Origin of the sequence: Gilvibacter sp. (assembly GCF_013214815.1) — a bacterium.
GTDB lineage: Bacteria > Bacteroidota > Bacteroidia > Flavobacteriales > Flavobacteriaceae > Gilvibacter.
This window is the reverse complement of record NZ_JABSPU010000051.1, coordinates 1-20,467: the sequence shown is the minus strand read 5'-3', so window position 1 is coordinate 20,467 and position 20,467 is coordinate 1. Positions and strand designations below refer to the sequence as shown.

The following is a 20,467-nucleotide window of genomic DNA, read 5'->3' as shown; positions in this document are numbered from 1 at the left end:
CAACCCATTCTCCTGCATGTCCCGTAGTAACGCGCTTAATGGTTTGCGCAGGTGGCGTGAAATCTTTCATGCGCTCACTAGGCAACAATCGTGGATTGGCAGAATAGGTTCCAGTGACCATAATACCATCCGTCCCGTGAAAAATACTTCCTCCACCGGTATCGCCTGGAAGTTCCCCGTCTCCGAGTTCTGGTGGAAGGTCTGGCATGATTCCACCATCGTACCAGTTCAAACCAATATCGCCGTGCTTCTCCGTCTTAAATCGCAAACGCACTACAGATGAAGGCGGACAGGCCGCCGGATAATCAGCTTCTACAAAATCATCGATCCAAACCGTGGTGCAACTGGCTTCGGCCTCATATGGGAATTTCAAATCCAGGGTCTTGAAAGGCGTCTCCATAATATGGCAACCCATATCACCCATGGCTCCGGTTCCGAAATCCCAGAATCCGCGCCATTTAAAAGGATGATAACCTTCATTGTATGGACGCATGGCTGCAGGCCCTAACCACAGATCCCAATCAAAGGTGTTGGGAATGGCTTGCGGCTCTGAAAAACGCTTAAACCCTTGCGGCCAAACCGGTCTGTTGGTCCAACAATCTACTTTTTGAACCTCACCGATGAGTCCGGCGTCAATCATCTCTTGTGCTAGACGGATACCGTCTCCAGACGCCCCTTGATTTCCCATTTGGGTTACAATTCCTTGCGTCGCAGCAACTTCTGCCATCATGCGAGCCTCACGAATATTGTGAGTCAAAGGCTTCTCCACATAAGCGTGCTTTTTGGCCTTCATAAAAGGTATGGAAATACAGGCGTGCGTATGGTCTGGCGTTCCCACCATAAATCCATCGATCTCGCTTAAGTGGTTATCATATACTTTGCGGTAATCTCTATAGCGCTTCGCATTGGGATGCGCCTTGTAGCTTGCATCTGCTCGCAGATCATCCACATCACAGAGCGCGACAAACTTTACCTTGCCCGTTTCTGCAAGTTCGCGCACCACGCCTCCACCGCGACCACCTACTCCAATACCTGCTAGATATAAAGTATCACTAGGAGGCACATGAGTTTTGCCCAAAACAAAGCTGGGTACTATGGTGAATGCTGCAGATGCAGCAGCGGTCTTCTTGATAAAGCTACGGCGTTTCATAGGGTTGGAATTAGTGTTTGACTAAAGGTATAAATTCCAAATGGTTTCTCTAAATTGGAATTCAATTTGATTTCTATGAATACCCTAAGAGCATCCCGTGAACATCTGAACCATTTAACTCCATTATTTAATGGGTACCGCGTCTTTTACAAACAAGAATCGAACCCAGCTGCCGCTAAGGCGTTTTTACAAGAGCGTTTTGAAAAACAAGACAGCGTGATCTTCTTGGCCCAAGATGAGAATGGTAATGCTTTGGGCTTTACTCAGCTCTATCCCAGCTTTAGTTCTGTAGCTATGAAGCGGGTTTATATTTTAAACGATTTGTTTGTCACCCCAGAAGCTCGTGGCCAGCAAGTAGGTACGGCCCTTTTAGAACAGGCTAAATCCTTTGCTCAAGAGCAAGGTGCAAGAGGCTTGGTCTTGGAGACTGGAGCAGACAATCCGGCTCAAAAACTCTACGAAAAAAACGGTTGGACCCAAGACCCAGCACTCCACTATTACTGGGAGGTTTAATGCGGGGATTGTTGTACTTTTACCCCAAATTATTCACGCTATGGATCATTTGACTCGATTGGAAGAATTACTGGACCAAGCCAATATGGACATTAAGAATGGTCAGTATGAGGCTGCTTCTAATAAATTGGAGAAGATCATTGATATCGATCCAGATTTTGGGAAGGCCTATAACCATCTCGGATATCTATATGAGGTTAAATTCAAGGATTACGAGAAAGGTGAAACCTTATACAAGCTCGCCTTAGAAAAGAGTCCGATGTATCCCAGCGTCTACTACAATTACGCTGTTTGCTTGTCTACCCTTGGAAAATTTGATGATCTCAAAGAACTCTTGGATACTGCGATGAACATTCCAGGGATCACTAAAGCGACTATATATAATGAGTATGGAATCATGTATGAGCAGCAAGGAGAGATCACTAAGGCAATTGATCATTATAAGATGGCCGCGCAGTTGACCCTTTCCAACGATGTACTGAATCGCACCAAGAATTCCATTGAACGTTGTAAAATGAAGCTCGATCTCTAAATGATGCGCATAGATATCATAACCGTTTTACCAGAACTTATAAAGAGTCCTTTTGAAGCCTCGATCTTAAAGAGAGCTACAGAAAAAGGCTTGGTAGAGGTTCATTTTCACAATTTGCGAGACTACGCTACTAATAAGTACCGTCAAATAGACGACTACCAATTTGGTGGTGGCGCAGGTATGGTGATGATGATAGAACCCATTGATAAGTGTATTTCTAAGCTCAAAGCTGAACGCGATTATGACGAGATCATTTATTTGACTCCCGACGGAGAAACGCTCAACCAAGGTATCGCTAATGCGCTTTCTTTAAAAAAGAACCTCATGATGCTTTGTGGTCATTATAAAGGCGTGGATCAACGCGTGCGAGATCAATTCATTACTAAGGAGATCTCCATTGGGGATTATGTTTTAAGCGGAGGAGAACTGGGAGCTGCCGTGCTCAGTGATGCCATCATACGATTGTTGCCAGGTGTGTTAAACGATGAGACCAGCGCCTTGACAGATTCTTTTCAAGACGACCTATTGGCTCCGCCCGTGTATACACGGCCTGCAGACTATAAAGGCTTAAAAGTACCTGAGATCTTACTCAGTGGTCATACTCAAAAGATCGAACAGTGGCGCGAACAGCAAGCCCATGAGCGAACAGCAGACCGCAGACCGGATCTTTTATCTTCTGATTCCGACGAAAATTAAGTCAGAATAAATTGCATCAAAAAATAAAATCCTTATTTTTGCAGCCGATTTCGGCCCAACCTCTGACGAGAAACGTGAATGTTGTTCTGAACTAATGATTTAGATAATCAATATGGAATCTTTAATCAAATTTGTACAAGACGAGTTCGTAACAAGAAAGGAATTCCCAGAATTCAGCGCAGGAGACACGATCACTGCATACTACGAAATTCGTGAAGGTGAAAAAACACGTACCCAGTTTTTTAAAGGCGTTGTAATTCAACTAAAAGGTACAGGGACTTCTCAGACCTTTACCATTAGAAAAATGTCTGGAACTGTTGGTGTAGAAAGAATTTTTCCAGTGAACATGCCTGCACTTCAGAAAATTGAAGTGAACCGTAGAGGTAGCGTACGCAGAAAGCGTATTTACTACTTCCGTGAGCTTACAGGTAAGAAAGCACGTATCAAGGAAAGAAGAATGTAAGGCTTACCAGCCAATCCATTTCAAGGGCGACTCCAAAAGGGTCGCCCTTCTTTATTAACAAAAGTTAATAAGTGCAGTTCGTAAACTGTTGATATAAAGAACTCTAAATTTCTTGGATTTTAAAATTGGGTCTCTATATTTGATTCAAGAAATTACAAAACAGGATAGCTAACACTAAACTAAAAAGTAATTTCCAGTAAAGTAACGTTCTTTATATAGCGGTGAAAGATTTGTTTGAAGCACACCCCCTAGCAATAGGGTTGTCACATGACAAATACTCTGGCAACAGAAGAAATTGTTTCAAGTACGTCCAGTGGCAACGCTGGCAATCGAACGGGTGGACTAACCGGCAACGGTGAAAGACTCAGGAGACAGGAACTCGGCAACGGGAACCCGACTTGCAAACAAAACCTGGAAACAGGAAGTGTTTAGAATCTAAGATCCGACTGGATACGGCTCCTAGCAAGGAAAACCTCTCGAGGAAAGAATTGAAGCGACCCGTATTCGATGAAGCCGAGCACGGGAGTAGTTTATTAATAGAATTGCTTAAAGACCCGCAAGGTAAAACCGGTAACGCCGAGCTTCATTAAAAAGCCATATCATAGTACTTCGTGCACTGATATGGCTTTTGTTTTTTCTACACGCTTGGGAATTTCACAATTTTGACCCCTTAATTTTATCAAATTGACAAAATTTATAAACCTCAGTGTTTAAGGGATATAGCGGTGTTTCTGCCCTGCTCGATTTTTGTATATTTGCAATCCGAATAAACGAAACGATCTAAACATTACTGCAGTAACGATTATGACTGACACGCCTAAAATTATTTACACGAAAACTGATGAGGCTCCAGCCTTAGCCACCTATTCCCTACTCCCAATCATTCAAGCCTTTGCAGGACCTGCAGGACTAAGCCTTGAAACCAGAGACATCTCTCTAGCCGGAAGAATCTTGGCAACGTTCCCAGATTACCTTAAGGAAGACCAGCGCATCTCCGATGCATTGGCAGAATTGGGTGAATTGGTTAAAAAGCCAGAAGCCAATATCATCAAGCTTCCAAATATTTCAGCCTCTGTACCTCAATTGAAGGCTGCCATTAAAGAATTACAGACTAAAGGTTACGCCCTTCCAAATTATCCGGAAGAGCCTCAGAACGAGGAAGAAAGCAACCTCAAAGCACGTTATGACAAGATCAAGGGAAGTGCTGTAAACCCGGTACTTCGTGAAGGGAACTCAGACAGACGAGCTCCTAAGGCAGTAAAGAACTTTGCTAAGAAGAATCCACACCGTATGGGCGCTTGGAGTTCAGATTCTCGCACGCATGTTGCAACTATGAGCGCTGGTGACTTTAGAAACAATGAGCAATCTGTCACTATTGATCAAGCCGGTTCCTTAGATATCGTTTTAGAAACTGCTACAGGAACTTCTCAAACTTTAAAATCTGGAGTGCCCGTTCAAGCTGGGGAGATCGTTGACGCAACAGTAATGGAAAAGCAAGCCTTGTTGGAGTTTTTGAATCGTGAGATCAAAGCTGCGAAGGATGATGATATTTTGCTTTCCTTGCATATGAAAGCCACCATGATGAAGGTTTCTGACCCGATCATTTTTGGACATGCCGTTCGCGTTTATTTTGCAGACTTGTTTGAAAAGCATACAGATGCTCTAGAAGCTGTTGGTTTTGAAGAGAACAACGGTTTTGGGGATCTGATTGCCAAATTGGACAAGCTGCCAACAGATCAGAAAGCGGCAGTAGAGGCTACTATTGCCCAGTGTATGGAAAATGGGGCTTCATTGTCTATGGTGAACTCAGACAAAGGAATCACGAACCTGCACGTTCCTAGTGATGTAATTATTGATGCATCTATGCCAGCCATGATCAGAAACTCTGGTCAGCTCTGGGACAAGATCGGAGATACTCAAGACACTAAGGCTATTATCCCAGACAGCAGTTATGCGGGATTGTACCAGTCAACGATTGATTTCTGTAAAGCCAATGGTGCTTTTGACCCTACAACCATGGGAACTGTTCCTAACGTAGGTTTGATGGCTCAAAAGGCTGAAGAGTATGGTTCTCACGACAAGACTTTTGAGATCAAAGAAGCCGGAACTGTAAAAGCTATTGATCAAAACGGAAACGTGCTTACCGAGCATGCAGTGAATCCAGGAGACATCTGGCGCATGTGTATGGTAAAAGATGCTCCTGTAAAGGATTGGGTAAAACTAGCTGTTACCCGTGCTAAGGCTACAGGAGTTCCCGCCGTATTCTGGTTAGATGAAACTCGTGCCCACGACGCCCAATTGATCCAAAAAGTAAAGACTTACCTGCAAGATCACGATACTTCTGGTCTTCAAATTGAGATCCTTGACGTGATGAAGGCAACCCAGTTTACCTTGGAACGTGTAAAAGCCGGCCAAGATACTATCTCAGTTACCGGAAACGTTTTGCGTGATTATTTAACGGACCTCTTCCCTATTCTGGAATTGGGAACCAGTGCTAAAATGCTCTCCATTGTTCCTTTGATGAATGGTGGTGGACTTTTTGAAACTGGCGCCGGTGGATCGGCACCTAAGCACGTACAACAGTTTAATGAAGAAGGACACCTGCGTTGGGATTCTCTTGGAGAGTTCTTGGCTTTAGCGGTTTCTATGGAGCATTTAGGAAACACCTACAACAACCCAAGAGCTTTGTTGATGGGAGCAACCTTAGACGATGCGACTGAAAAGCTTTTGGCCAACAAGAAAGGACCTTCTCGTAAAGTCAATGAGATTGATAACCGCGGAAGTCATTTCTACTTGGCTATGTATTGGGCAGAAGCGCTTAGTCTTCAAGATAAAGATGCGGAGTTGAAAGAGAAATTCACGGGTATTTACAACGCCATGTCTGCGGCAGAAGACCAAATCATGGATGAACTCAACGCCGCTCAAGGCAGTGCTGTAGATATCGACGGATATTACTTCCCGGATGAAGCTCTAGCGAGTGCTCAAATGAGACCAAGCGCAACGCTTAACAACATACTGGCCAGCATTTAATAGAAATGCTAAAGTTTACTTAAGCCTCGCATCGTGCGGGGCTTTTTTGTTAACTTTATTAAAAAGTTCAAATTGAAAAAACTACTACTGCTTTTGTTGCTATTCCCCGCAATCGCGTTAGGGCAACAAAAATACACCCTCAGTGGTACGGTTCTGGAACAAGCCTCTGGCGAAAGCCTCATTGGAGTGAGTATTTTGATTCCAGAATTAAGCACCGGTACTACCACCAACGAATACGGCTTTTATTCCATCACTGTTCCAGAAGGTACTTATGAAGTGACTGTAAGTTACCTAGGATTCTCAGACATTACAGAAACAATTGACCTAAGCAGTAACCTGCGTAAGGACTATCGTCTCGAAGAGAATTTGGAGAGCTTGGAAGAAGTGGTGATCACTGCCGATAACGATCGTTTGGATGTGCGCAAGCCGCAAATGAGTGTCAATACGGTAAAGGTGGCTACTATTAAAAGCATTCCTGCAGTTTTGGGTGAGGCTGATGTGATCCGCTCGATCTTGTTATTACCCGGAGTGACCAATGCAGGAGAAGCAGCCTCTGGTTTCAATGTACGTGGAGGCGCAGTAGATCAGAACTTGATCTTGCTGGATGAAGCAACGATCTTCAACTCTTCTCACCTCTTTGGATTCTTTTCGGTCTTTAATCCGGATGCCATCAAAGACGTAAAGCTCTATAAAGGAGGTATTCCCGCCCGATACGGCGGCCGTGTCTCATCGGTATTAGAGATCTTTCAAAAAGAAGGTAATAGCCAAGAATTTAAGGCCAACGGAGGTATTGGAGCGGTTACGAGCCGATTGCTTTTAGAAGGTCCTTTGGAAAAGGATAGAGGAGCATTTCTCTTCGGAGGACGTGGGTCTTATGCTCATTTATTTTTGCCGCTTTTTGATATAGAGAACCGCGCGTATTTCTATGACGTAAACACCAAACTCAACTACCGCATCAACGAACGCAACAACGTTTTTCTATCGGGTTATTTTGGACGTGACCTCTTTAGTGTAAACGAAAGCTTTGTAAACACTTATGGAAACGCAGTGGTGAACTTTAGATGGAACCATATCTTTTCAGACAAGCTATTTTCTAATCTATCGTTGATCTATTCGGATTACTTCTACGGATTGGAGCTAGATTTTGTTGGCTTCGAGTGGGATTCTGGGATACAGAACTTCAACGTTAAGTACGACCTCAAGCATTATCTAAACGATAAATTTCAACTTAACTACGGATTGAACAATATCTACTATGTATTCAATCCTGGAAAGATCAAACCCAACAATCCAGACTCTGGTATTGTGGAGGATCAACTGATAAAAAAGTACGCCAACGAATTTGCAGCCTATATAGATGTTGAACACGATATCACTGATCGACTCAGTATGCAATACGGCTTGCGTTTAAGTCATTTTATTCGCTTTGGACAAGATGAGATCAACGTCTATGCAGACAACAACCCCGTAGAGTTTGATCCCTTCCTTTTGGTCTACAGAGAGGCAGAACCTATTGAAACAGTAGCTTCATCGCGCAGCGACCAATTGGCCAGCTTCACGAATTTTGAACCTCGTGTTTCCATGGCTTATGTCTTTGATGACAATACTTCAATCAAAGCCAGTTATACGCGACTTGCCCAGTACTTACATTTATTGTCCAATACCAGTTCCCCAACACCATTGGATGTTTGGACGCCATCTGGGCCGTTTGTGGAGCCGCAGTTGTTGGACCAATACGCCATCGGATTTTTTAAAAACATAAAAGACGGAGACTACTCCTTAGAAATCGAAGGTTTTTACAAGGACATTCAAAACCGCATTGATTATATAGACGGAGCAGAACTCATTGCCAATGATGCTATTGAGCAAGTGATCCTCAACGGAGAAGCCAGAGCCTACGGAGCCGAACTGCTCTTTAGAAAGAACGAAGGTAAGCTCACTGGATGGCTGGCTTATACTTGGTCTAAATCAGAACAACGCACGCCGCCGAGAAACGAGAACGAGATCGGGATCAATTCTGGTGAATGGTACGCCACTCCTTATGACAAAAGACACGATATTTCGCTTTACGCCAATTACGAGCTCAATGACAAATGGAGTTTCAATACCAATTTCATTTATCAAACTGGACAACCGACCAACTACCCTATTGGACAGTTTGAGTTCCAAGGTTTGGTCATTCCGTATTACGGTTTGAGAAACCAAGAACGCTTGCCAGACTTTCACCGTATTGACGTTTCTGCCACTTTAAAACCTAAGCAAAAAGCAGGGCGAAAATGGCAAGGAGAATGGGTTTTTAGCATTTACAACCTTTATAACAGAAGAAACGCAGCAGCCATTAATTTTAGACGTAATCAAGACACAGGAGTCAATGAAGCTGTGCGGACCTCCATATTTGGAATCATCCCAGCGGTAACCTATAACTTCAAATTTTAATGTCAAGCACACTGCACATAAAAGTTTTTCGTATGAGGCTCTTTGCAGTTTGTGCCCTAGTCTTCAGTTTGTGGAGCTGTGAGGACGTCATTGAAGTTGACACACCTTCTGAAGATCCTCGCCTGATCGTGGATGCCTTAATACGTGTGGATACCACGACGGCTTTTACCAACGTCAGAATTCAAGTGAGTCAAACCAATGGTTTTTTTGAAAGTATTCCGCCTGTTGATCTCCAGCAGATCACACTTACGGGTTTAGATGGTGGATTGAGTGCCATCCTCTTGGAAACCGCTCCTGGAGTTTATGAGAAGGAAATAACGACGGCTGCCCTGAGCAGCGGTGAGGAGATCTTTTTACAGATCGATTTTGAAAACGAATTCTACGTGGCCTATGCGACCTATGTTCCTGCACCGCAAATTGATGAACTCACACAAGGAGACGGTTTTCTCTTTGATGAGGACGATACCGAGGTGGTGCTGCGCTTTACAGATATTCCAGATCAAGACAATTACTATGTTTTTGACTTTGGTTTTGGAAACTTTTTAGCCTCAGAAGACACTTTTTATCAAGATCAGGAGTTTATTTTTTCCTACTTCTATGACGATGAAGTTGAGCCTGGAGATGAATTGACTATAAGTATTTTGGGTGCTGATGCCCCTTTTTACAATTATATGAATCAGTTGGTAGAGCAAAGTGAAGATGATTTAAATCCTTTTCAAACCCCTACCCTGACCGTTCGTGGTAACTTAATCAACGCCACAGAAATTGACAACGATGAATTTTTCGATAATGTCGAAATGGAAAATAATTTCGCCTTGGGCTATTTTGCTATCGTCCAAGAGCACAAAGCAAGTTTGACAATAGAATGAAACGCTTTAGAATAACTTACTTCTTTTTGCCTTTGATAGGCCTGATGCTTTTAAGCAGTTGTGAAGATGTGGTAGACATTGATACGCCTACTGGAGATCGCCGTTTGATCATTGATGCTCTGGTGAGAATAGACACCTCGGAACCCATTACGGAAATGCGCGTGGTGGTGGGCGAAACCAATGGTTTCTTTGAGACCATTCCACCGGCGAATTTACAACAGATCACTTTGAGCAATTTGGACAATCCACTGCCTGATGCCGTAGTTTTTATTGAGGAAGAACCAGGTTCTGGAGTTTATGTGAAGTCTCTAGAGACCGCCCTTTTACTAGAAGACCGATGGCTACTTCAGATTGATTTTGAAGATCAATTCTATTTGGCAGAAACCAGCTTTGTAGCTGCACCAGAAATTGACGAGCTGGAACAAGGCGATGGTTTTGTTTTTGACGATGATGATACGGAGATTGAAATTACCTTTACTGATATCCCCGGAGAGGACAACTACTATGTTTTTGATTTTGGTTTTGGCGAGTATTTAGCCACAGAAGACACCTTTTATCAGGATCAACAGTTTGTGTTCTCTTATTTTTATGACGATCCTTTTGAAGTAGGAACTGAAGTGCCAATTTCTATTTTAGGAGCTGACGCTGATTTTTACAACTATATGAATCAGATTATTGAGCAAAGTGAAGACGAGGTAAATCCATTCCAAACTCCCACCCTCACTGTACGTGGGAATTTCATTAATGTAACGGATATTGATAACGATGGCACCTTTGACAATGTAGATAACGAGAATAATTTTGCCTTAGGCTACTTTGCGCTTGTACAGCAAAACACCTCCACAATAGTTATTGAAGACCTATAAAGAGTTGATGATCTCTGCAGCTCTTTGCTGAACAAGCTCCGGAGCGTGTGTAAAACTATAACCCTCTGGTTGATCAGGTCTATACAGCTCCTCTACGCCCGCCAAACCGAGATCAGAGTATTCTTCTTCAGATAAAAAATTACGTCCGCAAATAGCGTAAACAGGCACTTTAAAAGACTTGGCCGCAGCCACAACACCACTAACCAATTTGCCGTGTCTTGTTTGGTTGTCTATTCGACCTTCACCAGTAATGATAACATCTACGTTATGCTCTTCTAAAATCTCATGGAAACCACTTAGCTGTAGCATAAAAGGAGTTCCTTGTTTGAACTCGGCATTCAAAAAAGCCTTTAGACCGTAAGCAGTTCCACCAGCCGCGCCCGTACCGGGAAACTCTCCAAAACTAATTCCGAAGAACTTAGCGACTTGTTGGTCTAAATGCCGCAGACCAGAATCCAATACTTGGATCTGTAGCGGACTGGCTCCTTTTTGTTTGGCGTAAGTATAAGCAGCACCCTCTGGACCATATAATGGGTTCTGAACATCGTTTACTGCTGTGAGCTGAACACTTTCCAATAAATTCTTCTTGGGTTTTATGATCTTGGCTACCAAGTTTAGACTGCCGCCACAGGGCTTTAGTTCGTTATCATAAACATCCAAAAAACGATATCCTAAGGCATGCGCTATACCCATTCCCGCCTCGTTGGTGGCAGAACCACCCAATCCGAGATAAATATGCTTAACCCCTTGATGCAAGGCATTTTTTATAACCGTTCCAGTACCCAGGGTAGAGGTTTCCATTACCCGGCGCTCTTCTTGTGTTAAAAGCTCAATACCCGAAGCCCCAGCCAACTCCACATAAGCGGCCTGTTCTTTCATGTCATAAAGGTAATAGGCGATCAAATCACGCCCGAGCGGATCTGTGGTCTGGCAAGAAATGGAATTTAGATCTGGTTTATAGTGGCTGATCACGTTGAGAAATCCATCACCTCCGTCGGAGGCAAGCATTTCAAACAGCTGGGTGTCGGGGTTGACATCTTGGATGCCCGTTTTTATGGCAGCAGCTACTTGAGCAGCACTCAAGCTGTCTTTAAAACCGTCGGGGATGATCAGGACTTTCATTTAACTACCAAAAATCACAGGGATGAAATAACTGAGTATTAATATAATAATAAAAAACCCAACTAGAATATAGGTTTCCTTTTGAAGGATATCTTCACGTTTTAAGCGGAATGGGATCCCTTCCTTAACTACCACCATATTTCGGGTCATGGCGGAAACAGCATAGGCCACAACCAGAGTGAGTAAAACTCCCGTAAAGTTGAGCCAGATCCAAAAGATCTCTACTCCAATATCATAACCCATGATCTCTTGCATGGTAGAAGAAAAGGTCAAATTTACAAGTACGGCGATTATAATGCCCGCATTCATTCCATAATGGTTGACCTTCTTTGAAAAGATAGCCAATAAAAAAGTGACCAGAACGGGGCCGTAAAAAACAGAGCCTATGGCATTGATGATTTCAATCACGGTACTTTTACTTCCTCCAAAAAGAAAAGAGGCCGAGATACAAACGATTCCCCAAAACAATACCATTAGTTTAGAAGTACGCATATAAGCAGCTCCTTCCAACTTGCGTTTTCCACGGTTAAAGAAGTCTTCTACGCTCACTGCGGATAAAGAGTTCACTGTAGAACTGAGCGAACTCATAGCTGCGGACAGGATAGCTACCATAAGTAGACCAATAACTCCGTGTGGCAAATATTTGATGATAAAGATGGGAATCATCAGATCTGTATTGATACCGTTGTTGGCGGCTGCCGCCGGGAAGTGTTTCTGGGTGGTGGCTACTAGATCTGCCATAAAATCGGGAGAGCTTGTGACGAGCGCGCCTATGATCAATCCCATTACACAGTAAACCAAAACCACTGGGAATCGCAACAATCCATTGGCCAAGAGCAGCTGACGAATGGTCTTTTCATCCTTAGCGGAAAGCATGCGTTGTGCTTGGGTCTGGTCACAACCGTAGTAAGAGACATATAAAAAGAAGCCTCCAATAAGCATAGGCCAAATTCCGTATTCTTGACCTTCTCCAATACCCCAATTGAAGTCAATGATTTGTAACCTGGACGGATCAAAACCATTAGCCAAACCGCCAACGGCATCCAGTTCTTTATAACCAAAGATCAAACAAGCCAAGAGTCCTCCAAAGAGCAAGATCATTTGAATCGCGTCTCCCCAAACAACGGCCTTCATCCCACCCTGCCAACTGTATATAATGGTGATCACAGAAATGATCAGAATGGTATATCCTTTGTCAATATCGAGTACGGCTTGTATGATCAAAGCTATGGTGTACACCATAACTCCAGTAGCTAAAGCGCGACTCAGCTGAAAAACTACACTGAGGATCATCCGTGTTGAGGCAGAAAATCGACGTTCTACAAATTCATAAATACTCACTACTCCAGATCGGAATAAAGGCGGAATGACCATCAGCATTATAAATAGCATCGCCAAGGGCACTGCAAACTCAAAAGTGAGCCATTTCATTCCTCCACCCATTTTTATACCTACAAAAGCTGGGGCAGAAATAAAACTAATGGCAGAGAGTTGGGTGGCCATAGTTGACAAACTCAACGGGAACCAACCCATAGAACGTCCGCCTAAAAAATAATCTGTAGAATTTTTATTGTTTTTGAAGAAGTAACCCATCCCCAGAAAGAAGATAATATAGGCCGCAACAATTAGGTAGTCGTAGATATTCATTACTGATTCGATTTTAATAGATCCAAACACAGCGCAGCGCTCCAAGAGAAATTGTTCCCTCCATAGCCTTGACTAAGCGACTTGTTCTTTTCGCGATCACACTCAAAATATTCATAGAAACCGTATTTATCCAGCAGGGCTAAAGTGTCCGTTTTAAGGCGTTGCGCCAAATCAGTTCTTCCGTAATTCAAAAGTCCTTCATAGATCAACCAATTCAAATTGATCCAAATAGGGCCACGCCAATATTTTTGACTGTTGAACAAATCACTGGTTGGATCAAAGGAAGCGCATAAGAGTCGTTCAAACTGTTCACCGCTAAAACGGCCTCCATCTAAGTGATTCATTAAGGAACTCGCCATCTCTTGCCCGGGTATCTCAGCAAACAGCGGCGTAAAACTAGACGAACTCAAGTGAGACAACCGTCGTTCGCCTCTTAAATCGTAGTAAACATAGCCGCCCAATTCTGGATCAAATAGCTTTTCATTGAATCGCTGTTTGGCTTTTATATTCCAAGCCTCCAATTGGGCTACTTGCTGCGCTTTGCCTAAAAGTGCACCCAATCGGATCAAACTATTGTTAGAAGCGATCAGCATACTGTTAAACAAGGGATCTTGAATTAAAAAGGGAGATTGAGCTGCAATGGTGGTATCGTTGTAGTTCCACTCTTTAAATAGTTCTATAAGGTGGATGTAATAGCAGTACTCGGCATTTGTTGGCCGGTGAGAGGCATCGATCAAGGAGGTATCCTTACGCGGAAGGTCATATTTGGGAACTTCGAAGGTATCCCAGATAAAATCCCAGACCGGTGTATTATCGGTTCCAGCTTCCCAATTATGACAGATATAAACAAGGCCCTCTTGTTGTGGATCCCGGTGGGTATAGAAATACTCGTGATTGGCATAGACCGCGTCGTACACCTCGTCAATAAAATCTAAAAACGCTTGATCTTTATCTAGGCGATTTAAAATATACTCAAGTATAAAACCAAGTACTGGTGGCTGGGTAATTCCAGAAGTAGGTACCTCAGGACTGTGCGGACTTAAATTTGCCGCATGCACCTCAGGCCCGGGATAATAGGAATCTGCAGGGTTGTGAAAAACAATATGTGGTAAAAAGCCGTTGGACCACTGTCCTTTTAGTAAGGAGCGAATTTCTTGTTGGGCATATTCAGGTTCCAGATGCGCCCATCCTAAAGCGATAAATCCAGAATCCCAGTTCCATTGGAACGGATACAAGCCTTGACAAGGAATGGTAAAGCCTTGCTGCCAATTTCCTTTGAGAACGGCGGCGGCAGTCTTTTTTAGTTGGTTCATAAAAGCAAAATCCTAAACACCTAAATATAGGCTTTTATCCGTACTTTTGGTAGAGCTATTTTTGACCTATGTTCCACAAAACCACAGAATCAGATTCCCTTTATAACGATCTGGAACTAAAGAGTACCCGCGAACTTTTGGAGGGTATCAATACAGAAGATCAAAAAGTACCTCAAATCATATCTGGAATCCTCCCGGACATTGAAGCTGTTGTAGAGCAAACGGTTGTGCGCTTGCGTGATGGTGGCCGATTGTTCTATTTAGGTGCAGGTACCAGTGGTCGATTGGGCATAGTTGATGCCAGTGAGTGTCCGCCGACTTTTGGCGTCCCTCATGAGATGGTCATTGGACTCATTGCGGGCGGTGATCAGGCCATCAGAAAGGCCGTGGAATTTGCCGAAGACGATCGCAATCAAGGCTGGAAGGACCTGCAAGATTTTCAAGTGGATGCTAAGGATATGGTTATTGGGATTGCTGCTTCTGGCACTACACCCTATGTGATCGGAGCATTGGAACAATGCAATGCCAACAATATTGGAACGGGATGTATTACCTGTAACGCAGAAAGTCCTTTAGCTAAAACAGCACAGTATCCTATAGTTGCCGTAGTAGGCCCTGAATTTGTAACGGGCAGCTCTCGGATGAAAGCGGGAACCGCTCAAAAATTGATCCTCAATATGATCACTACTGCCACGATGATTCGTCTTGGACGGGTTAAAGGCAACAAAATGGTCGATATGCAATTGAGCAATGATAAATTGGTTGAACGAGGAACGCGCATGATTGTAGAAGCAACAGGCCTTCCGGAATCCGAAGCGCGTGAACAGCTTTTAAAACACCAAAGCGTTAGAGACGCTTTACAAGCTATAAATGATGGAAAATAAGTATCCCAATCAAAAACACACCGATATGAATAAGCTCAAAAAAGGGCTTAAGTATATGTTCTTTTGTTTGTTGCTGATTGTTTTGGGGCCTTACCTGATTACGCTCTCCTTCATCAACGACACCGCTCTATTTATCTTGATTCCAGGACTGGTAGCTGCCGCTGGAGCCATCTTCATGGGTTTTAAAGGGATAAGAACCATTATGAGCGCAGTATTTGATGGAGTGCCTGCAAATCCATCTAACGAGGACTGATCTTTATTGCTTAATTAATTTTTTGGTCAGTCGGCCTGAATCGGTAAGGACTTCAACCCAATAAGCACCAGGAGTCAGGTGTCCCACCTCAAGTTGTTGTGAATTTGCATTATCAAAACGCTGATTTAGAATTAACTGCCCAAGGGTATTGTATATGCGAACAACCTCTATCTGCGCCCCTGTATGAAGCAAATTTAACTGAGAAACTGCTGGGTTGGGATACATAGCAAATCCGCTTTGATCCATAGGAGTGTTTGCGCTTAAATAACCAACACCTTCAATTAAGGTCAAGCGTTGATTGGGTGTGATATCGTCGTAATAATCTACAGTTCCACTGGGCCAAATGACCTGCACATAATCCAAGCCTTGGTTGCCCAGCCCTATGATCTCTGTATTGGAGTTTTGACTGAGGTAGCTCTCTCCTAAGGCCACGACTCGGTCTTGTTTCTGACCGCCAGACATGATCACTATTCTCGCCCCCGCCCCATCACGATTACTAGCTACCCCTTGCATTTTGAGCGCAATATAATTATTAGCAGTCAGGGAATAACTTTGATTTTCCCAGAGGTATGAGAGGTGCCCAAAATGATTGGTTACTACAATGTCTTGATAACCGTCGTTGTTAAAATCACCTAGGGCGTTTCCAAAGGAGTTGGCCAAATCCTCTTCAAAACCGTTTTCATTTTCTTCTGTAAAAGTCCCATCACCATCATTTACATAGAGGGCCGCCGCATTTAAGGTTGCTGTATTGACCGGAGATGCTCCACTCACATATAAATCCAAAAATCCATCATTATCTGCATCCGTCCAATTCGCGCCCCAAGACCAGGTGTCAAAACGGACTTCTGCCGCTACGGCCTGATTACTGAAGGTACCGTCTCCGTTGTTTTTCATAAGGACGTTGCCTACAGTCTCCCCACTAGGGGCAAAAACATTGGTAATATACACATCAATATAGCCGTCAGCATCATAGTCTTCTAATGCGACAGACATGGCGTCCATTCGGTAATCCGCACCAGATTCAACAGAAACATCACTAAAGGTCCCATCACCATTATTGCGGTAGAGAATATTACGCGTAAAGGCCCTGTCATTTATCAGGTATAAATCCAAATGTCCATCGTTGTTATAGTCAAAGAAAGTGCCTTGAAAGGTCAATTCTGAAACCTCTCCAATACCTGAGCTCAAAGTTACATCAGTGAAAGTATTGTCTCCGTTATTTCTAAAAAGTTGATTGCTGATGATTTGATCCGGATCCCGACTCGATAAGAAAAGATCTAAATAGCCATCCTTGGCATAGTCCCCCCAATTCCGACTTTGGGTCATGCGGGAAACTGTAGGCAGGCCAGATTCCGCAGTAATGTCTACTAACTCGCCGGCTACATTCTCGTAAAGCACATTTGGAAATTCTGCATTAGCGGTGAAGAAATCTTTATCACCGTCATTGTCAATATCGACCCAAATGACCTGTTTATTAGTGTAAAGTGGTGTGTCATCAATTAGAAATACCTCATTGAAACCACCGCCAGTATTTTCAAAGAAACGCACTTGAATCCCTTCTTGTGTTGCAAAGGTGAGATCGTCCCAGCCGTCACCGTTAAAATCACAGAATGAAACGCCGCTTCCCAGATCAATATTGGAGGTTACTTCTATACCCAGATCATCTGCAACTTGATCGAACAAGACTTGCGCTTGTGAAAAGGAAGTTGCCATTAATATTAATAAGATCCGGAATTTTTTAAGCCTGATTTGCATGAACGAAAGAGTCGAATAATTTGAGCCTAATGTAAAAAAATTTCAACGAATAGAGAACGGCTAAATTGGACTATATAAACCGTCAAATGCTGTGGTCCAATTTGAACCATCTGTTGAGACTTCCCAATGCTGACGCACCTTTCCTTTTTGCACCGGAGTCCAAGTTACGCGGTTGTATCTGTGCACCCCGTCAGTTCCCAGAAGCAGCTCTGAAGTTAGCACCATAGCGCCGTTAACAAGTCCGCCTCTCATATATAGACTTTGTCCTTGATTATCCACCCAGAGTTGAACCCATTGTTTCCGTACCGCGTCATAGTAGTTCATACTGGTACCTGTATATCCTGGAGTGGCGCTGGTCCATTGCTCTCGGATCACACATTCGTCTTCCTCCTTAGAAATGGAGTTAGTTCCCGCATAACTTCCATCCGGATTAGTCACACTCCACTTTCCGACCCAAAAATCAAAGGCTTTGTGGTTCTCACTGCAGCATGGGCATGTATCCTGTGCTATGCTCAACTGTACTGTAAAGAGTCCGAAGCAGAATAAAACAAGATAACGCATAAAAAAAGCCATACTTAAAAGTACGGCTTTTGTTTGTAAAACTACTTGATATTCTTGGTACCCTTAGAGTGGATTACAGCTACTATCGCTTTTAAGCCAACCCTTAATTTTTTCATATGATGGACTGGTCACGGTCCATTTTCCACGGATATCCACACAGGCTCCGTCTAAACTGTATATTTGAGTAGCTTCCCAGCTCACCAATCCTGATGCACCGAATGGGAAAGATCCGCTCAAGTCATTATAAACAAGAAGTCCAACCTTGTCATATACTTCATGAAGCGTTCCGTTAGAAATGAACCAACTATCACCAAAGCTTACTTGAGTAAGAATTAATGTCTCACCAAATTCATCTGCTGGAATGATCATATTCCAAACAAAACTGCTTTGTGCATTTTCATCACTTAACACTGGGTGACCTCCACAGTCATCACAACCGAAGGTTCCAGTAACCAGACGCATGGGGGTAGCGGTTACGTCTTTGGCTAACACAATGGATCCGGCTCCGTCAGTAAGGCTAACTGAGCTTGCTTCTGGCATAGTACCATCAGCAGCAACTGAAAAATTAAAACTACCCTCTAGGGCATTAAAAGAGTAAGTTTTCATTCCAGAAATACCTGTTGAACCGGTTCCGGTCATTAAGGTCTCTGATCCATCTACAAATTGCAATAGGGCAGTTGCACTTGTTTCTGTAATATTGATCTCTACTGTACCGCGTTTAGCAGTACCAAAACCAGCGAAAGTACCTTTATATGTTCCTAGGTATGAGTTATCTGTTCCAGTTAGTACAGTAAACTTAGCTCCTTCATTTAATTCAGTACTAAGTTCTTCTGTAGAACAAGAAACTGTGATTAATCCTAAGGCTAGTACATAAAGTAATTTTTTCATCATAAGTAGTGTTTAATAACGATTGCAATATACAGTCAAAATGACGTAGGATTATACGTACAAATACCTAGGAATGAGTCTTATAGGGGACTTTTAGCTAAGCGGAACGTTTTTACCGATGAAATACACCTTTTTTATACATAATATGTATTTCACCGATAAAATATTCGATTAAAAGCGGTCTTTTTCCTACTTTTTTATTGAAAATTGACCTTTTTCACCGTGTGAAAACCGTAAAAAACGTCAATTATCATCTGAAGTATCGTGAAAATGATTCATTTTGTAGATAGATCTGCTCGACGGACTAAGGCTCTTTTAGCAACTGTACCACTTCTTTACTTATTGACAACGAGGATGACTAGAAAAGAAACGCCGTATTACTTTATAAAAGACTAGTACTATGAATATCTATTCTTCCTGGCATGTCGCTAGCCTTTTTGGTTTGATTATACCTGTATTTGGTGGTGGATTATGCGCAACAAAAAAGTCCCTGCTCTAATAGAACAAGGGGACCGAACGTGAAGAATCAGTCCAGTGGACTGATTTAGTGAGGGGCCAGCGTTGAGGGGTGGGCTGTTTTCTGTAGTATTCATAAACAAAAAGACCCGTCCTAAGAATAGAACGGGTCTTTAATGAAAAAAAGGCAGCGACATACTCTCCCACTTGGTATAGCAGTACCATCTGCGCAGATGGGCTTAACTTCTCTGTTCGGAATGGTAAGAGGTGAGCCCCATCGCTATAGCCACCTTAAATCGTTGGCTTGCAATAAGATGCAAACACTAATATTTTGACATATAGGAAAAAGAGATTCAAGAAGTGGTAGCAAGTTCCTTTGAACTGCATTAAATTTTTAAAGCAAAGAGTGGCTTCCCTGACCCGAAGATCAGGGAAGTCGACGTACATAAGCTTATGGGTTATTAGTATCACTCGGCTATGATGTTACCACCTTTACACCTGTGACCTATCAACGTGGTAGTCTCCCACGACCCTTTAAAGAAATCTCATCTTGTGGTGGGTTTCGCGCTTATATGCTTTCAGCGCTTATCCCTTCCCAACGTAGCTACCCAGCAGTGCTCCTGGCGGAACAACTGGTACACCAGAGGTTAGTCCAACTCGGTCCTCTCGTACTAGAGTCAGATCCACTCAAATTTCTAACGCCCACTACAGATAGAGACCGAACTGTCTCACGACGTTCTGAACCCAGCTCGCGTGCCACTTTAATGGGCGAACAGCCCAACCCTTGGGACCTTCTCCAGCCCCAGGATGTGACGAGCCGACATCGAGGTGCCAAACCCCCCCGTCGATGTGAGCTCTTGGGGGAGATCAGCCTGTTATCCCCGGAGTACCTTTTATCCTTTGAGCGATGGCCCTTCCATGCGGAACCACCGGATCACTATGCTCTACTTTCGTACCTGATCGACCTGTATGTCTCTCAGTCAAGCTCCCTTATGCCATTGCACTCTACACACGATTGCCAACCGTATTGAGG

At 43.3% G+C, this 20,467-nt stretch carries 17 protein-coding genes and 2 rRNA genes; 10 read left to right on the top strand and 9 right to left on the bottom strand.

The annotated features are described in order from the left end of the window. On the bottom strand, window positions 1-1,150 hold a 1,150-nt coding region (locus HRT75_RS10615), incomplete at its 3' end, for a Gfo/Idh/MocA family oxidoreductase (RefSeq protein WP_291186313.1). A 75-nt stretch (window positions 1,151-1,225) separates the two neighbouring features. Between HRT75_RS10615 and HRT75_RS10610 the strand changes: the two genes are divergently transcribed. The 8 genes from HRT75_RS10610 (at window position 1,226) to HRT75_RS10575 (ending at window position 10,555) form a co-directional block, all read left to right on the top strand. Continuing rightward, window positions 1,226-1,663: a GNAT family N-acetyltransferase gene (locus HRT75_RS10610; protein WP_291186310.1), complete on the top strand. Its 438-nt coding sequence runs from the start codon at window positions 1,226-1,228 to the stop codon at window positions 1,661-1,663. 40 nt (window positions 1,664-1,703) lie between these two features. Next, complete coding sequence (locus HRT75_RS10605; protein WP_291186308.1) at window positions 1,704-2,195, top strand: tetratricopeptide repeat protein; 492 nt, start codon at window positions 1,704-1,706, stop codon at window positions 2,193-2,195. 3 nt (window positions 2,196-2,198) lie between these two features. Next, window positions 2,199-2,891: a tRNA (guanosine(37)-N1)-methyltransferase TrmD gene (gene trmD, locus HRT75_RS10600; RefSeq protein ID WP_291186316.1), complete on the top strand. Its 693-nt coding sequence runs from the start codon at window positions 2,199-2,201 to the stop codon at window positions 2,889-2,891. Between the two features lie 112 nt (window positions 2,892-3,003). Beyond that, a complete protein-coding gene (rplS, locus tag HRT75_RS10595; RefSeq protein WP_272831975.1) occupies window positions 3,004-3,354 on the top strand; it encodes a 50S ribosomal protein L19 in 351 nt (116 codons plus the stop codon). 804 nt (window positions 3,355-4,158) lie between these two features. After that, the gene (locus tag HRT75_RS10590) at window positions 4,159-6,384 is read left to right on the top strand and encodes an NADP-dependent isocitrate dehydrogenase (protein ID WP_291186303.1); all 2,226 of its coding nucleotides are present in this window, start codon (window positions 4,159-4,161) and stop codon (window positions 6,382-6,384) included. 72 nt (window positions 6,385-6,456) lie between these two features. Further along, a complete protein-coding gene (locus HRT75_RS10585; RefSeq protein WP_291186300.1) occupies window positions 6,457-8,820 on the top strand; it encodes a TonB-dependent receptor in 2,364 nt (787 codons plus the stop codon). A gap of 32 nt (window positions 8,821-8,852) precedes the next feature. Continuing rightward, entirely contained in the window at window positions 8,853-9,689 is an 837-nt protein-coding gene (locus HRT75_RS10580) for a DUF4249 family protein (RefSeq protein WP_291186297.1), read from the top strand. After that, window positions 9,686-10,555 (top strand): DUF4249 family protein, encoded by an 870-nt coding sequence (locus tag HRT75_RS10575; protein WP_291186294.1) that lies wholly within the window; start codon window positions 9,686-9,688, stop codon window positions 10,553-10,555. Before HRT75_RS10580 ends, HRT75_RS10575 begins: the two co-directional genes overlap by 4 nt. On the opposite strand, the gene HRT75_RS10570 is transcribed toward HRT75_RS10575, so the two are convergent. The 3 genes from HRT75_RS10570 to HRT75_RS10560 are packed head-to-tail and all read right to left on the bottom strand — an operon-like array spanning window position 10,550 to window position 14,637. After that, entirely contained in the window at window positions 10,550-11,677 is a 1,128-nt protein-coding gene (locus HRT75_RS10570) for a glycerate kinase (RefSeq protein WP_291186292.1), read from the bottom strand. The genes HRT75_RS10575 and HRT75_RS10570 overlap by 6 nt on opposite strands. Beyond that, a complete protein-coding gene (locus HRT75_RS10565; RefSeq protein ID WP_291186289.1) occupies window positions 11,678-13,324 on the bottom strand; it encodes a sodium/solute symporter in 1,647 nt (548 codons plus the stop codon). Further along, complete coding sequence (locus tag HRT75_RS10560; protein ID WP_291186286.1) at window positions 13,324-14,637, bottom strand: trehalase family glycosidase; 1,314 nt, start codon at window positions 14,635-14,637, stop codon at window positions 13,324-13,326. Before HRT75_RS10560 ends, HRT75_RS10565 begins: the two co-directional genes overlap by 1 nt. A gap of 68 nt (window positions 14,638-14,705) precedes the next feature. Here HRT75_RS10560 and murQ point away from each other — a divergent pair, with 68 nt between their 5' ends. Together murQ and HRT75_RS10550 are read left to right on the top strand one after the other, a co-directional pair. Further along, the gene (murQ, locus tag HRT75_RS10555; RefSeq protein WP_291186283.1) at window positions 14,706-15,521 is read left to right on the top strand and encodes an N-acetylmuramic acid 6-phosphate etherase; all 816 of its coding nucleotides are present in this window, start codon (window positions 14,706-14,708) and stop codon (window positions 15,519-15,521) included. Window positions 15,522-15,546: 25 nt separating this feature from the next. Then, window positions 15,547-15,774 (top strand): DUF6095 family protein, encoded by a 228-nt coding sequence (locus tag HRT75_RS10550; RefSeq protein ID WP_291186280.1) that lies wholly within the window; start codon window positions 15,547-15,549, stop codon window positions 15,772-15,774. A gap of 3 nt (window positions 15,775-15,777) precedes the next feature. On the opposite strand, the gene HRT75_RS10545 is transcribed toward HRT75_RS10550, so the two are convergent. The 5 genes from HRT75_RS10545 to HRT75_RS10525 all read right to left on the bottom strand — a co-directional run. After that, window positions 15,778-17,487 (bottom strand): FG-GAP-like repeat-containing protein, encoded by a 1,710-nt coding sequence (locus HRT75_RS10545; protein WP_291186278.1) that lies wholly within the window; start codon window positions 17,485-17,487, stop codon window positions 15,778-15,780. A 102-nt stretch (window positions 17,488-17,589) separates the two neighbouring features. Then, window positions 17,590-18,090: a hypothetical protein gene (locus tag HRT75_RS10540; RefSeq protein ID WP_291186275.1), complete on the bottom strand. Its 501-nt coding sequence runs from the start codon at window positions 18,088-18,090 to the stop codon at window positions 17,590-17,592. Between the two features lie 63 nt (window positions 18,091-18,153). Further along, complete coding sequence (locus HRT75_RS10535) at window positions 18,154-18,981, bottom strand: hypothetical protein (protein ID WP_291186272.1); 828 nt, start codon at window positions 18,979-18,981, stop codon at window positions 18,154-18,156. A 635-nt stretch (window positions 18,982-19,616) separates the two neighbouring features. Further along, window positions 19,617-19,728, bottom strand: a 5S ribosomal RNA gene (gene rrf, locus HRT75_RS10530). 147 nt (window positions 19,729-19,875) lie between these two features. Then, window positions 19,876-20,467 (bottom strand): 23S ribosomal RNA (locus HRT75_RS10525); the annotation flags it as partial.